This is a genomic window from Mycobacterium florentinum (assembly GCF_010730355.1).
Classification (GTDB): domain Bacteria; phylum Actinomycetota; class Actinomycetes; order Mycobacteriales; family Mycobacteriaceae; genus Mycobacterium; species Mycobacterium florentinum.
On record NZ_AP022576.1, the window covers coordinates 14,652 to 28,538 of the forward strand.

The 13,887-nt window shown below is 66.4% G+C and carries 14 protein-coding genes and 1 pseudogene; 6 read left to right on the plus strand and 9 right to left on the minus strand.

Annotation, left to right across the window (positions count from 1 at the left end; translation table 11 throughout):
* Window position 1 precedes the first annotated feature (1 nt).
* From G6N55_RS00090 to G6N55_RS29590, 3 genes and pseudogenes are all read right to left on the minus strand, one after another.
* Window positions 2-563 (minus strand): annotated as a pseudogene (locus tag G6N55_RS00090) (ester cyclase).
* A gap of 28 nt (window positions 564-591) precedes the next feature.
* Window positions 592-1,296, minus strand: coding sequence for a phosphotransferase family protein (locus G6N55_RS00095; RefSeq protein ID WP_232078877.1), 705 nt, complete (start codon window positions 1,294-1,296; stop codon window positions 592-594).
* Window positions 1,297-1,487: 191 nt separating this feature from the next.
* The gene (locus G6N55_RS29590; protein WP_232078878.1) at window positions 1,488-1,628 is read right to left on the minus strand and encodes a hypothetical protein; all 141 of its coding nucleotides are present in this window, start codon (window positions 1,626-1,628) and stop codon (window positions 1,488-1,490) included.
* An 87-nt stretch (window positions 1,629-1,715) separates the two neighbouring features.
* On the opposite strand from G6N55_RS29590, the gene G6N55_RS00100 reads away from it, so the two are divergent.
* The gene (locus tag G6N55_RS00100) at window positions 1,716-2,591 is read left to right on the plus strand and encodes an alpha/beta fold hydrolase (protein ID WP_085224210.1); all 876 of its coding nucleotides are present in this window, start codon (window positions 1,716-1,718) and stop codon (window positions 2,589-2,591) included.
* On the opposite strand, the gene G6N55_RS00105 is transcribed toward G6N55_RS00100, so the two are convergent.
* Window positions 2,551-3,111: a TetR/AcrR family transcriptional regulator gene (locus G6N55_RS00105; RefSeq protein WP_085224138.1), complete on the minus strand. Its 561-nt coding sequence runs from the start codon at window positions 3,109-3,111 to the stop codon at window positions 2,551-2,553. The two genes, G6N55_RS00100 and G6N55_RS00105, sit on opposite strands and share 41 nt — an antisense overlap.
* Window positions 3,112-3,197: 86 nt before the next feature.
* Here G6N55_RS00105 and G6N55_RS00110 point away from each other — a divergent pair, with 86 nt between their 5' ends.
* Together G6N55_RS00110 and G6N55_RS00115 are read left to right on the plus strand one after the other, a co-directional pair.
* Window positions 3,198-4,094, plus strand: coding sequence for a metal-dependent hydrolase (locus G6N55_RS00110; protein WP_085224140.1), 897 nt, complete (start codon window positions 3,198-3,200; stop codon window positions 4,092-4,094).
* 6 nt (window positions 4,095-4,100) lie between these two features.
* Window positions 4,101-5,264: a hypothetical protein gene (locus tag G6N55_RS00115; protein ID WP_085224142.1), complete on the plus strand. Its 1,164-nt coding sequence runs from the start codon at window positions 4,101-4,103 to the stop codon at window positions 5,262-5,264.
* A 24-nt stretch (window positions 5,265-5,288) separates the two neighbouring features.
* Here the strand turns inward: G6N55_RS00115 and G6N55_RS00120 are convergent, their stop codons facing one another.
* Window positions 5,289-6,587 (minus strand): cytochrome P450, encoded by a 1,299-nt coding sequence (locus G6N55_RS00120; RefSeq protein ID WP_085224144.1) that lies wholly within the window; start codon window positions 6,585-6,587, stop codon window positions 5,289-5,291.
* The gene (locus tag G6N55_RS00125; RefSeq protein WP_179968106.1) at window positions 6,587-6,934 is read right to left on the minus strand and encodes an MmpS family transport accessory protein; all 348 of its coding nucleotides are present in this window, start codon (window positions 6,932-6,934) and stop codon (window positions 6,587-6,589) included. Before G6N55_RS00125 ends, G6N55_RS00120 begins: the two co-directional genes overlap by 1 nt.
* A gap of 91 nt (window positions 6,935-7,025) precedes the next feature.
* Between G6N55_RS00125 and G6N55_RS00130 the strand changes: the two genes are divergently transcribed.
* Both G6N55_RS00130 and G6N55_RS00135 read left to right on the plus strand, forming a co-directional pair.
* The gene (locus tag G6N55_RS00130) at window positions 7,026-8,111 is read left to right on the plus strand and encodes an NAD(P)H-dependent amine dehydrogenase family protein (protein WP_139826964.1); all 1,086 of its coding nucleotides are present in this window, start codon (window positions 7,026-7,028) and stop codon (window positions 8,109-8,111) included.
* Between the two features lie 134 nt (window positions 8,112-8,245).
* A complete protein-coding gene (locus G6N55_RS00135) occupies window positions 8,246-10,078 on the plus strand; it encodes an Hsp70 family protein (RefSeq protein WP_085224150.1) in 1,833 nt (610 codons plus the stop codon).
* Between the two features lie 246 nt (window positions 10,079-10,324).
* Here G6N55_RS00135 and G6N55_RS00140 read toward each other — a convergent pair whose 3' ends face one another.
* Entirely contained in the window at window positions 10,325-11,281 is a 957-nt protein-coding gene (locus G6N55_RS00140; protein ID WP_085224152.1) for an SDR family oxidoreductase, read from the minus strand.
* A 57-nt stretch (window positions 11,282-11,338) separates the two neighbouring features.
* Here G6N55_RS00140 and G6N55_RS00145 point away from each other — a divergent pair, with 57 nt between their 5' ends.
* Window positions 11,339-12,061 (plus strand): SHOCT domain-containing protein, encoded by a 723-nt coding sequence (locus tag G6N55_RS00145; RefSeq protein WP_085224153.1) that lies wholly within the window; start codon window positions 11,339-11,341, stop codon window positions 12,059-12,061.
* 88 nt (window positions 12,062-12,149) lie between these two features.
* Here the strand turns inward: G6N55_RS00145 and G6N55_RS00150 are convergent, their stop codons facing one another.
* Window positions 12,150-12,773, minus strand: coding sequence for an MBL fold metallo-hydrolase (locus tag G6N55_RS00150; protein ID WP_085224155.1), 624 nt, complete (start codon window positions 12,771-12,773; stop codon window positions 12,150-12,152).
* Complete coding sequence (locus tag G6N55_RS00155) at window positions 12,773-13,858, minus strand: S-(hydroxymethyl)mycothiol dehydrogenase (protein WP_085224156.1); 1,086 nt, start codon at window positions 13,856-13,858, stop codon at window positions 12,773-12,775. The genes G6N55_RS00150 and G6N55_RS00155 overlap by 1 nt, the downstream gene beginning before the upstream one ends.
* Between the last annotated feature and the right edge of the window lie 29 nt (window positions 13,859-13,887).

The following is a 13,887-nucleotide window of genomic DNA, read 5'->3' on the forward strand; positions in this document are numbered from 1 at the left end:
TTTAGCCCTCGGTGAGCGCCGGCGGCACGGTATTGGTCAGCGCCGGGTCCGGCTTCTCCGCGGACATCGACAACAGCCCGCGCACGGCGCGGGCGGCGAGTAGCCAGTTCGACGGCTTCTTCAGGTCCAGCCCGCCGAGGAGCTGCTTGATCATGGTCAGGGTGTCGAAGTAAATACGTTCGCAGACAAGCGTTTCGGCGTCGTCGAACACGAAGTAGGCGTTCATCCGCACCCGGAAGCGACTGCCGGTGGGCGGAACCTTGCCGAGGAAACCCCGATGCGTGCCCATCAACCAGAACTCGACGATCACCGCGTCGGCGCTGTGCCGCAGCGCGATGATTTCGTGGTCCTGATCGGGAAACGCGGTGCGCGTGTAGTTGTAGTAGCCACGCACCGCGTCGTTTCCGTCGTGGATGACCATCTGCGGGATCAGCTCATAGTGGGGGTGCGGGAACGTCGCCAGCACGTCGTCCCAGTCCCGCGGACCTCGTCGTGAAAGTGGTCGAGGACGAGTTTTGGCGCGCGGCCAGCACTTCGGGAGCGGGAAACGCGGGGGCTGTCATCTGGTCAGCGTAATCCCGGGGCGTGCTGCTAATCCCGGATCGCCTCGATGGCCCACGCCGGCATGATCGGCGCCCGGGTGAGTCCGTGGTCGCCCTGGCCCATGCTGCGCAGCAGCCACTGCACGCGCAGAATGCAACAGCCCATCCGGACCATCGCGAAGATCTCGTACCACTTCAGGTCGACCAGCGGGCGCCCGATCAACTCCTCGAAGCGACGGACGATCCGCTCTTGGCTGTCGAAGCCCGGTAGTTCGGGGTCGGCGTCGATCCCGTTGACCTCCATGGTCTGACGCCGCGTGGCCAGCCACCAAGCGAAGTCGGTCTCGGCCGGGCACAGGCAGGCCTGCTCCCAATCCAGCACGCCGATGACCTGACCGGCGTCGTCGAAGATGGCGTTGGACAGCCGGGCATCGCCCCAGCAGATCGCGAGTTCCGGCTGCTCCGACGGCTGGTGCCGGTAGAGCCAGTCGAAGGCATCGGTGATCAGCGCGGGCACCTGCTTGTCGGTCGCCCACTCGATGTAGTCGCGCCACCAGCCGAGCTCGCCGTCATTGCCCACACCTTGCGCACGCTTGAGCCACGGCGCCTCGTCGATCGGAACCCGTTGCAGCGCAACGAGTGTGTCGAGGAAGGAATCGTGCACTCGGCGCTGCACATCGACGCCGGCCCCGTGCAGCCAGCCCTTCGACGCGTACGACGTGTCCGACGGGGTGTGTCCGACGATGCGGGGCATCACCAGAAAGGTCGACCCCAGCCACGAGGTGTCGGCTTCGTAGTAAATGGGGAGGAGTCGCGATCCCGTGGTGGTTCAGCAGCTGCTGGGTTCGGGTCTGACCGGCCAGGTCGTATTCGGCGTAGATGCCGCCACCGGTCGGCGGGATGCGCACGACGAACTCCTTGCGTCGTCGACGCTGAACAACAGGCTTACGCTCGACCACCCGCTGCCCGGTTGGCTGGGCGCATTTCGCCGATGGCGACGGCATTGCCGAACTTGTGCTCGAACCACCGGCCGAGTTGTAGACGAGTGGTGGCCAAGTCGCGTTGGCCCAGAGACAGTCCAGCCATGGACAAACATTTACATATGGATTATCAATTGTAAACACAACTTCTCTTACATCTACGATGTCACATGTCAACCCAAAGGAGATCGCGATGGCCATAGACGTTCCGCTGACGTTCGGGGACATCGCTGACACCACGCGGCCGCTGGCCATCGCCGTCCACGGTTTTCCGGACACTCCGCACACCTGGCGGCACCTCGGTCCGGTGCTCGCCGACCGCGGTTACCGAGTGGCGGCCCCCTGGCTGCCCGCCTATGACGCACCGGCGAGCGGGCCGGTCAGTGTCGGCACGTATGTGCGGCAGATCCGCGCCGTGCGCAAGGCGTTAAAGGCTGACGACCGAGCAATATTGATCGGCCATGATTGGGGCGCGCACGCTTCGTACGGACTGGTGGCTACCGATCCGACCGCCTTTAGCCGGCTGGTGACATTGGCGGTGCCGCCATCGGCGGCGCTGGCGGAGTCGATGTTCAGCTATCCCCAGCTCAAGCGGTCGTTCTACATCTGGCTCATCCAGCAGGTGGGACTGGCCGAGACGCTGGTGCTCGCACCAGGGTTCTGGGAGTCGTTATGGGCGGATTGGTCGCCGGGATACGATGCCCACCAAGATATTTCGTGGCTACGCGAACACGTCACCGCCGAGAACATCGCCGGGGTGATCGGTCCCTACCGCGCCACATTCAACCCCGAGTTCGCCGACCCCCAAGCGGAAGCGGAAGCCGCGGCCACGCTGGTCCCGCCCTCGATCCCCACCCTGTACCTGCACGGCACCAATGACGGCGGGCTGGGCGCGGAGGTCGTCGCTGGCGCGGCCGAGTACCTACCGGCGCCTGGATCGTCATTCCAAATGATCGACGGTGTTGGCCATTTCCTGCATCTCGAGCAGCCCGACTTGATCGCCGAACGGATCTGCAGTTGGCTGGACGCTAAGCCGTCGCAGACCGCGACGCCTGGCGCCGTGGACTGATCCCGGCGGCATAGCGCAGCTCGGCGAGAAATCGTTCCCGGTCGTCAGCGCCAACCAGGTAGTGGCATACCGCAACTCGCACCACCGTCGCCGCGGCCAGATCGGCGTTGTCGCCGTCGATGAGCCGCTCGATGCGCCCGTGCAGGATCGGCATCACCCGCTTCATCTGGAACAGCACATGCTCGGGCTCGGTGTCGACCAGGAATCCCAGCGAGTAGGTGCGCTGGAAGTCGACCACGAATTGTAAAGCCGCATCTAGTCTTTCCACACCGCGCAGGCCCGCCATCGCCGAGGAAATGCCGGCATCGAAGTTGTCCTGCTCGTAGAGGCCGAACGCGTCGAGCAACGCCTCCTTGGAGGGGAAGTACCGGTACAGCGTCGGCCGCGACACCTTGGCCTCGGCGGCCACTTCCGACAGCATCAACTTCTTGCGCCCGGCACGGGCCAGCACCACGAACGTGGCGGCCAGGATGCGCCGCCGGGTCGACTGCTCGGCGCTGGGTGGTACGCGGGTGGCCACACCGAGTACTTTACATCTTGAGGTCTAAATGTCACACTGCAAATCGTTACAGCCGGACCTTGAACGTCAACACGAGGCAGTCACCGATGACAGACCTGGTCGTCCGCAAGATGGCATTCCGGTTCGACGCGACCGTGCCGTTCCTATGGCAACCGGCCAATCCGCAGTTCGGGATCTTCTGCAACGCCTTCACTTTCATCGCGGTGCCGTTCGAGAAATACATCATCGCCGCACTGCGCCAGGCGCAGGACCGGCTCAGCACCGACCCGGCCGTGGCCGAGGAGGCCGAGGCCTTCCTGCGGCAGGAGGCCCAGCACGCGGCCGCCCACCGCAAGCACATGATCGCGCTGATCGAGCAATACCCGGGCCTCGAACAGTGCTACGACGAAACGGTCGCGTCCTACAACGACCTGATCGCGACGCACCCGGTCGAGTTTCACGCCGCCTACATCGCCAACCTCGAAGCCACCTTCACGCCGATGTTCAAGGTGATCCTGGACCACCGGGACTCGCTGTTCGGCGGCGCCGACCCCCGGGTGGCCGCGCTGATGATGTGGCACTTCGTCGAGGAGATCGAGCACCGCAGCTCGGGGCTGAGGCTCTACCGCCATCTGATGCCGGATCCCTGGTATCGCGTCAGACACGTGCGCCAGACGTTCCGGCACGTCGGCGCCATCTCGGCCACGATCGCGAAGGCCATCGACGAACACGTTCCGCCGGCCGAGCGGGGCGCGTGCGCACAGGACGTCATGGAGTCGGCGCTGCGCAGCGAATTCCGGTACCGCATCGGCAAACGCTCCGGTCCGCCGCCGGCTCTCCACGCGGTGCCCAGCGCGCATCTGCTGAGGATGCTTTGGGGCCTGGCGCTGTCGCAGCTGCCTCACCACGATCCGGCCGACCAGCCGCTGCCCGCCTGGGCGGAAACCTGGATGCGCGAATACGACCGCGGCACCGATATGACGACCTTCGTTCCGAAAGGCTGAACGCTTGTGCTGTCCACCAACTACGGCGGTTTGGTCCCCGAAGACGAGCTCCTGACGCATCAGATCGTCGACACCTTCGCGACGGTGAGCCAGTCGGATCCGTCCTGGACCGAGAAGATCTGGAGCACGGCGCATGCGCGCGACAACTCGCTGCAGGTCGCGCTCGGCGTCGGGAAGTACACGAACAGAGGTGTTTTCGACGGCGCGGCGGGGGTGTGCCGCGGGACCGAGCAGTGGACCGTGCGCGGTGGTCGCCGGCTGTCCTCCGACCCGTCGGGCACCGAGGTCGGGCCGATTCACTACAGCGTGGTCGAGCCATTGAAATCGATCCGGATCCGGCTCGACAAGAACGAGCACGCACCGATCGCCTTCGACGTCGAGATGCGGGGCAGCTTTGCGCCGGCGTTGGAGGATCCGTGGCCCGACCGCAGTCCCGACGGATGCCGGGTCACGCATAATGTGTTGCGCTATCACCAGATTGGCGTGGCATCGGGCTGGGTCGAGCTGGACGGTGCGCGCACCGAGATCGTTCCCGACGAGTGGATCTCGATTCGCGATCACTCCTGGGGGCTGCGTCCCGGCGTGGGCAAGCCCATCCCCGGGCTGCCGCGCGGCGGTCGCCGCATCGACCAGATGTTCATGACATGGTGCCCGATGACGCTGACCCGGCCCGACGGCTCGGCCTACTCGCTGTTCGTATTCCTGCAGCAGGAAAAGGGCGACGGATTCGAATCCACCCGCTACCAAGCCGAGCAACAGAACGGCGACGGCACCGCCGTCCGATTCGCCGCCGTCGAGCAGGACCTGCACTTCGAGGACGCGAACCGGCGCCTCACGCATGGGACGATCACGCTCACCGAAAGCGACGGAACGAAGCGGCCGTTGACGATCACCGCCGCCGGGCCGACCGGGTTTCACCTCGGCACCGCGGGATACTACGGCTGGAACGACTGGGTTTACGGGCAGTGGGTCGGCGACTTGAAGGTCGAGGGATACCACACGCCGAACTGCGACCATCCCGAAACCGCCCGCAAGGTGCACCAGCTGCGGGACCTGCTGGTGCGGGTCGAAGATCCCGTCGGCGGTGGAGTCGGGGTGGGCAACGCGGAGACGTTCGCGTTCGGCGCGATTCCCGAACTTGGCCTCAGCGCCGAGAATTCGTTCCTGTAAGGACACAGCCGGGCAAGGGCGACCCTAATGGCTCGGCGAAGTCCAGGACACCGGCAGGGTCTTGATGCCGTGAATGAATTGCGACAGCAGTCGCGACGGCTTGCCGGTGACGGTGATGTCGGGGATTTCGCGGCGCAGTTCGTCGAAGACGACCCGGATCTCGCGTCGAGCCAGGTTGGCGCCCAGGCAGAAATGTGCGCCGCCGCCGCCGAAACCCAGATGCGGGTTGGGATTACGGGCGACGTCGAATGCCCACGGATTGTCGAACCGTGTTTCGTCGCGGTTGGCCGAGTTGTAGTACAGCGCAACCTTGTCGCCGGCGGCCATCTTGACGCCGCTCAACTCGAAGTCCTGAGTCAGGGTGCGGCGCATGTAGATCACCGGGGAGGCCCACCGCACGATCTCCTCGACCGCGGTCGGGGTCAGCTCGTCGAAGCGGGACCACCACTTGTCCCGCTGCTCGGGAAAGCGCGACAAGGCCAGCACGCCATGGCTGATCGCATTGCGGGTGGTCTCGTTGCCGGCCACCACCAGCAGAATGAAGAACGACGCGATCTCCTGGGAGGTGAGCCGGTCGCCGTCGACCTCGGCTTCGACCAGGGCGGTGGTCAGATCGTCGTGATGATTGGACCGGCGGTCCTCGGCCAGCGCGGTGGCGTAGGCGCCGATGTCCATCGACACCTGCATGAACTCCTCGAAGTCCAGCGTCAGATCGGGGTCGCCGAAACCGAGAATCACGTTGGTCCAGTGGAAGACTCGCTGATGGTCTTCCTCGGGAATCCCCATCATGTCGCAGATCACCTGCAGCGGCAGCGGCCCGGCGAGCTCGGTGACCAGGTCCGCCTCGCCGTCGGGATGGTTGGCCTCCAACGAGGTGACCAGCCGATGGGCCCGCTCGCGCACCGAAGCCTCAATGCGGGCAACGACTTTCGGGGTGAAAGCCCTACTGACGATCGAGCGCAGCCGCTGGTGTCGCGGATCGTCGAGCACGATCATCGAGCCGAAGTACTCGGCCAATTCCGGTGTCTGGTCGTTGACCGTAATTCCGCCGGCGGAGCTGAAGATGTCGGGATGACGGCTGGCGAAGTGGACGTCGTCGAGCTTGGTCAGCGCCCAATACCCGTTGCCGGTCTCGAATCCTTCGAACTCGATCGGCGGCCAGAACGAGATCGGGGCCTCGCGGCGCAAGGTGGCGAAAACGGCGTCGCGGACGTCGTCGTTGCGGACCCAGAAGTCGAGCGATTCGAGATGGATATCGGCGAGCGGGATCTCGGGCGGGGGCGTCCCATTGGGACGCGTCACGAAGCCCGCGTCGAGGCTCATCAGTGCGCGCAGACGGTTCTGGCGGGCGCGCCCGTCGTCGCCGTCGCGGCGCTGACCAGGTTGCCGTCCATAAAAATCTTGCAGGAGATGGGGCCCGGCCCCTGGGCGCTGATCGTGAAGACCTGCCCGCCGAACGCGGTGAACTCCGTCGACCAGGGCAGCGGCGCATTCACCTGGTGCAGTTGCCCCGTGTCGGTTTGGTAGTAGATGAATTGGGCGACCGCGGGCCCGTTGACCTCGTAGCGGATCTGGGGCATCTGCGGTATCGCGTGGGCGACGCCGCCGGCATTGGCGAACCCGAGCCCGACAGCCAGCAGCATCGATGGTGCGGCGAGGTGCTTTTTCATGAATTGCATCGTGTCACCTAGCGGGACGGGGTGCTAGAGGTCACATTGGGCGCGCTTACTGTGAATCGAAGTGGGGCCGGCGAACGGAAGGTTGGGCATGACGGGCTCAAAGCGTGTGGTGGTGTTTGGTACCGGCTTCGTGGGCAGGATGGTGATCCCCGAGATCGTCAAGCATCCCTTGTTCGAGCTGGTGGGCGTCGGCGTTAGCAATCCCGACAAGGTCGGCCGCGACGTCGGCGACATCTGCGGGATGTCCGAGAAGGTCGGCGTGCTCGCCACCGACGACGTCGACGCGCTGATTGCGTTGAAGCCCGACGCGCTGGTGCACTACGGCCCGACGGCGATGCACGCCAAGGAGAACATCAAGCTGATCACCGCGTTCCTGCGGGCCGGCATCGACGTATGTTCGACGGCGATGACGCCGTGGGTGTGGCCGACGATGCACCTGAACCCGCCGAACTGGATCGAACCGATCACCGAAGCCTGCGAGCTGGGCGAGTCGTCCTGCTTCACCACCGGCATCGACCCCGGATTCGCCAACGACCTGTTCCCGATGACGCTGATGGGCCTGTGCTCCGAGGTGCGCAAGGTGCGCGCCTCGGAACTGCTCGACTACACCAACTACGAGGGCGACTACGAGTTCGAGATGGGCATCGGGCGCGAACCCGAGTTCAAACCCATGCTCGAGGACCGCGACATGCTGATCTTCGCGTGGGGTGCGACCGTTCCGATGATCGCGCACGCCGCCGGGATCATGCTCGACGAGATCACCACGACCTGGGACAAGTGGGTGACCCCGACCGAGCGCAACTCCGCCCGGGGCGTCATCAAGCCCGGACACGTCGCCGCCGTCCGGTTCACCATCAACGGCGTCTATAAGGGCGAGACCCGCATCCAGCTCGAGCACGTCAACCGCATCGGGCTCGATGCCGCCCCCGACTGGCCGACGGGCCACGACAACGACGTCTACCGGGTGGACATCGAGGGGACGCCGAGCATCTTCCAGGAGACCGCGTTCCGGTTCACCGACGGCTCGGGCCGGGACGCGGCCGCGGCCGGGTGCCTGTCGACCGGGCTGCGGGCGCTGAACGCGGTGCCGGCCGTCAACGATCTGCGGCCCGGCTGGGTGACCCCGCTGGATCTTCCGCTTATCGCCGGAGCAGGCAATATACGGTGACCTGCGCTTATACTGTTCCCGATTCGTTATACAGCTCACGCATAGCCAGCGCAGAGATTGGCTATAGGTATAACCGACAAAATCGGGGATAGGCGGATGCGGGGGTATTCCGCTGGATAACGGGGATTGGGGCCATGTCAGACGGAGCTACGCCCGCGCTGGGGCTCTCGATCGGTGCCACCAACTTCGCCGCGGTCACCGCCGATCACGGCATCACTCGTAAGCCCGTCATGACGCTCTTTCGCGAGCGTCTGCCCGAGATCGGGGTGCCCGCCGAGAACCCGCGGCTGGACCAGCCGGGGCTGGTGATCACCGACTTCGTGGATCGCGTCGGCGACCCGATCGGCATCGTGGCGGCCGACGGCTCGGTGCATCGCAGCGAGGTCTTGGCCGCCGACGGCCTGCGGGCCCTGGCGTATGCCGCCACCAACGGGGGCGGCCTGCCGGACAACGTCGCGGTGACCCACCCCGCGCACTGGGCGTCGACGTCGGTCGACGCCCTGGGTTCCGCGCTGAGCCGGGTGCCCGAATGGGCCAGCCGCGACCGCCCGCTGACGTTGATCCCGGATGCGGCCGCGACGCTGTTCGCCGCGCGCGCCAACCCGGGCATCCCGGCGCGCGGGACCGTGGCGGTGTGCGACTTCGGCGGCAGCGGCAGCAGCATCACGCTGATGGACGCCGCGGGCGACTATCAACCGCTTGCCCCGACCGTGCGGCACCTCGACTTCTCCGGCGACCTGATCGACCAGGCGCTGCTGACGGCCGTGCTGGCCAACCTGCCCAGCGCCGACTCCTTCGACCCGTCCGGCACCTCGGCGATCGGACCGCTGAGCCGGCTGCGGACCGGATGCCGCAACGCCAAAGAGCAGCTCTCGTCGAGCACGGTCGCCACGCTGGCCGAGGGATTGCCGGGCATACCCGGCGAAATCCGGCTCACCAGAAACGAACTCGACGACGCGATCCGGACATCGCTGACGGGCTTCGTGGCGGTCCTGGATGAAACGCTGGCGCGCAACGGAATTCGCGATCTGGTCGCGGTAGTGTCGGTCGGCGGCGGCGCGAACATCCCGGCGGTCACCACGATGCTCTCCGGACACCTGCGGGTTCCGGTCGTGACGACGCCGCGTCCGCACCTGGCGCCGGCCATCGGCGCGGCGTTGCGCGCGACGCGTGGACCGGGGGAGACCAGCGCGACCATGCTGACCCCGGCTGCCTCGCGCGCGACCGCGGCCGCCGTTGCCGCCGCACCGGCGGCCGTCGAAGAGCGCAAGTCCGTGCTCACCCACGCGTCGGAGCCGGTGTCGAGCCTGATGCCCGCGCTGGCCTGGTCGGAGGCCGGCGACGAGTCGCGCGTGATGCCCGCCGTCGGTGGGCAGATCGGTGGGCAGATCCCGAATCATGTTGGCGGGTCGGGCTATACGTCGGCGCGGCCGGCCTTGAGTTTCGATCAGCCTGCCGTGCGGCCACGCCGGGACAAGAAGACCCCGATCGTGCCCTGGTCGCGGATTCCGGGCATGGTCATCATCAGCACGGCCGTGGCGGTGCTGCTGGTCGGCATCGCGTTGGCGATGGCGCTCTCCGACGACAAACCGGCGCCCGCCCCGGGCGTCACCACGACTCCGGCGACCGCGCCGCCCGCCAACGGCGCAGCTCCCTCATCCACGCCGCCGGGCCAAGCGCCGATCACGGGTCAGGCCGCGACTCCGGCGCCGGCGGCAACTCCGGATGCGCCCGCTCCCGGGGCGGTCGACACACCTCCGCCCGCGGCGGTCGACACACCTCCGCCGGTGGCGGTGGATACGCCGGTCCCCGCGGCGCCCCCGCCACCTCCAGCCGTTGAGGCTCCGGCTCCGCCGCCGGTACCCCAAATTCCAGCACCCGCACCGCGGGTCCCGCAGATCCCGGCGATTCCGCCGATCCCGCGGATCCCCGGAATCAGCTTGCCAATTCCGGGATTTGGCCAGTAGAGGATTATCCGGGTCGCTTCTCGCCCTAGTTCTCCTCGGCGGCTTTGTGCTTCGCGTCCTGCTCCGGCTTCGGCTTTTCTTGCTGATCGGCTTCGTGACCAGCTGTTCTGTCGTCCTGCACGCTCATCGGTGTGCCCCCTTGTCGAGTTGCAGTCCGATTTCGGTTTCCCTGGCCGCGCTGTTCGAAACTCTCGTTACCGCAATCTTTCTGCCTGACTGCCGGTCAGGGGAGGGCCCGGTCTGTCGTCAGGTGGTTGCCGGATAGGTGACGCCGGTGAGTCTCTCGGAGACTTCCCACAGTCGCCGGCAATCCTCGTCGTTGCGGGCATTCGCGGGAGTTTTGGCTACTTTCACGCCGCCGCCGGCGAGCTCCATGAAGCCGCGGGGTCCGTAGAACTCGCCGCCCTCGGCCTGCGGCGTGGCCGCCGCATACAAGGCGGGCAGGATCCCCTCGTCGATCTCCTGCCACAGGAACGGCGTGAAGCGCCAGGACGCCTTGTACAACCGCTCCATCAGTGCCGGCTTTTCGCGGCCGTACGACGGTCCGCTGATTTGCAGGTTGGTCTTGGTCAGGCCCGGATGTGCGGCGGTGGAGACGATGCCCCAGCCGCCGGCGCGGCTGCGCTTGTCCAGCTCGCGGGCGAACATCAGCACCGCGATCTTCGACTGGCCGTAGGCCGACATCGCCGCGTACGACTTTTCGAACTGCAAGTCGCCGAAGTGGATCTTGCCGGACTGGCTGGCCGCGAGGCTGCTGAGCGAGACCACGCGAGAGCGTTGCGCGGCGCGCAGCAGCGGCAGCACGTGCCCGGTCAGCGCGAAGTGGCCGAGATGGTTACTGCCGAACTGCAATTCGAAGCCGTCGGAGGTGGTATCGCGTTCCGGGGGCGTCATCACCCCGGCGTTGTTGATCAGGATGTCGATCGGGCGGCCCTCGGCGTTGAGTTGCTCGCCCAACGCGGCGACCGACGCCAGCGACGACAGGTCGAGGGATTTGATGGTCAGCTTCGCGTCGGGCACGCTGTGGCGGATCTCCTCGATCGCGGCCTCACCCTTGGCCCGGTTGCGGATCGCCATGACCACATCGGCGCCGGCCGCCGAGAGCCGCTTGGCCAATCCGAAGCCCAGACCGCTGTTGGCTCCGGTGATGACGACGAGCTTCCCCGACAGGTCCGGCACGGTGGCGACGAGATCGTTTGACATGGCTATCAGTGTGCTCTTTCGCTGGCCTTGGGTCACTACCAATGACACACTGCGTGGATGACCAGCAGACGGCTCGCGAAAGTTTCGCTGGCGACCGCGATCCTGATGATGGTCGTGGCGGTCGGCGGTTTCATCGTCACGCTGGTACTCAACGCGTTTTTCCTGGACAAATACAACGCCTACGGCGAGGTGCCGATCCCCGGCAACGCCAGCTTGTATCTGCCCGCCGGCGAAGTCACCGTCAGCCTGCACGCCGTGGTGATCAGCGGTCCCGACGGCGGCGGCCTGCCGGTGCCGCCGCTCGGGGTGACGATCACCCCGCCCGATGGGGTCGCGCAGCCGTCGATGACCGAAAGTATCGGCAGCACAACAACTGTTAACAATGATGCACATGTGCGGGTGTGGGTGGCCCGGATTCCCACGGCGGGGACCTACAACATCACGACCGACGGCCAGGTCAACGGATTCATCGCGCCGCGACTGGCGTTCGGCCACTCCAGTTCCTACGGCTTTCTGGTGTGGGTGTTCGTGGCGATGTTCGTTGCGGGACTGCTCGATTCGATCGTGTCGGGGTGGTGGCTGTCGCGCACCCGGCGCAAGGTGGCCGCGGCCTTCGTCGCGGGGGCACATCAGGTTGCGCCGCCGACTACGGCGTATGAGCCCAGTGACGAGGGCGTCCGCGTCGAGCGACTCAAAACGCTGGCGGCACTGCGGGATTCCGGAGCCCTGACCGAAGAAGAGTTCCAGACCGAGAAACGGCGGATCCTCGAAGGCCACTGATTTACCGCGTTATTGCCACGAGCGTAACGTCACGCCAAAATTGCGAGCCGAATTGCCCCGTGGCGTTACGCTCGCGGACAGCACGTGACTAATGCCCCCGCGCCACCCACTCCTCGTAGTGGACGATCTCGTCGCCGATGGTGGTGCTGTCACCGTGGCCGGTGTGCACGATCGTCTCGCCGGGCAGCGCGCCCAGGCGCTCCTTGATCGATTTCAGGATGGTCGGGAAGTCGGAGTAGGAACGGCCCGTCGCGCCCGGACCGCCGGAGAACAGCGTGTCGCCGCTGAACACCACACCCAGCTCGGGGGCGTACCAGCACACCGATCCGGGCGAGTGACCCGGCGTGTGCAGCGCCTGCAGCGTGGTATCCGCGACGGTCAGCGTGTCGCCGTCCGCATAGCCGCGAAAGTCCTTGTCCGGGTGCGTCATTCGCCACAGCACCTCGTCGCCGGGATGCAGCAGCACCGGTGCGCCCAGCGTCGCGCCCAGCTCGGGTGCCACCGTGACGTGGTCGTTGTGGCCGTGGGTGCAGATCACCGCGACCACATTGCGGCCCCGCACAGCGTCCAGGATCGGTTGCGCGGTGTGGGCGGCGTCGAACACCACGACGTCGGAGTCGTCGCCGACGATCCAGATGTTGTTGTCGACTTCCCAACTGCCGCCGTCGAGTTCGAACGTTCCGTGTGTGACGAGGTGCTCGATCCCGGCCACTACAACACCACCACCGAGCGCAGCACCTTGCCGGCGTGCATCTTCTCGAACGCCTCCTCGATGTCGGTCAGCCCGATGCGTTCGGAGACGAACTTCTCCAGCGGGAGCCGGCCCTGCAGATACAGATCGACCAGGGTGGGGAAGTCGCGTTCGGGCAGGCAGTCGCCGTACCACGACGACTTCAGTGATCCACCGCGCGAGAAGAAGTCGACGAGTGGCATTTCCAGCTTCATGTCCGGTGTCGGCACGCCTACCAACACTACGGTTCCGGCGAGGTCGCGGGCGTAGAAGGCCTGCTTCCAGGTCTCGGGCCGCCCGACCGCGTCGATGACGACGTCGACGCCGAAGCCGTCGGTGAGGTCCTGGATCGTTTTGATGACGTCGAATTCGCGGGCATTGACGGTGTGGGTGGCACCGAACTTGCGGGCCCAGTCCAGCTTGGTGTTGTCCGTGTCGACGGCGATGATCTTCTTCGCGCCGACCAGCGCCGCGCCGGCGATCGCCGCGTCGCCCACCCCGCCGCAGCCGATCACCGCGACGGTGTCGTCCCGGGTGACCGCGCCGGTGTTGATCGCGGCGCCGATCCCGGCCATCACGCCGCAGCCCAGCAGCCCGGCGACCGCCGGGTCGGCCTCGGGATTGACCTTGGTGCACTGCCCGGCGGCCACCAACGTCTTGTCGGCGAACGCCCCGATGCCCAGCGCGGGCGTCAGCTCGGTGCCGTCGGTCAGTGTCATCTTCTGGGTGGCGTTGAACGTGTCGAAGCACAGCTGTGGCTTGCCCCGCTTGCAGGCCCGGCACTGGCCGCAGACCGCGCGCCAGTTCAGGATCACGAAGTCGCCCGGCGCCACCGACGTCACGCCCGGCCCGACGGCTTCGACCGTGCCCGCGGCCTCGTGGCCGAGCAGGAACGGGTACTCGTCGTTGATGCCGCCCTCCCGGTAAGTCAGGTCGGTGTGGCACACCCCGCAGGCGATGACATCGACCAGGGCCTCGCCGGGCCCCGGATCCGGGACGACGATGTCCACCAACTCCACGGGTTGGCCCTTCTTGCGTGAAATCACTCCTCGCACTGTCTGACTCATGGGCTACAACCTACTGTTCGCCGCCATAC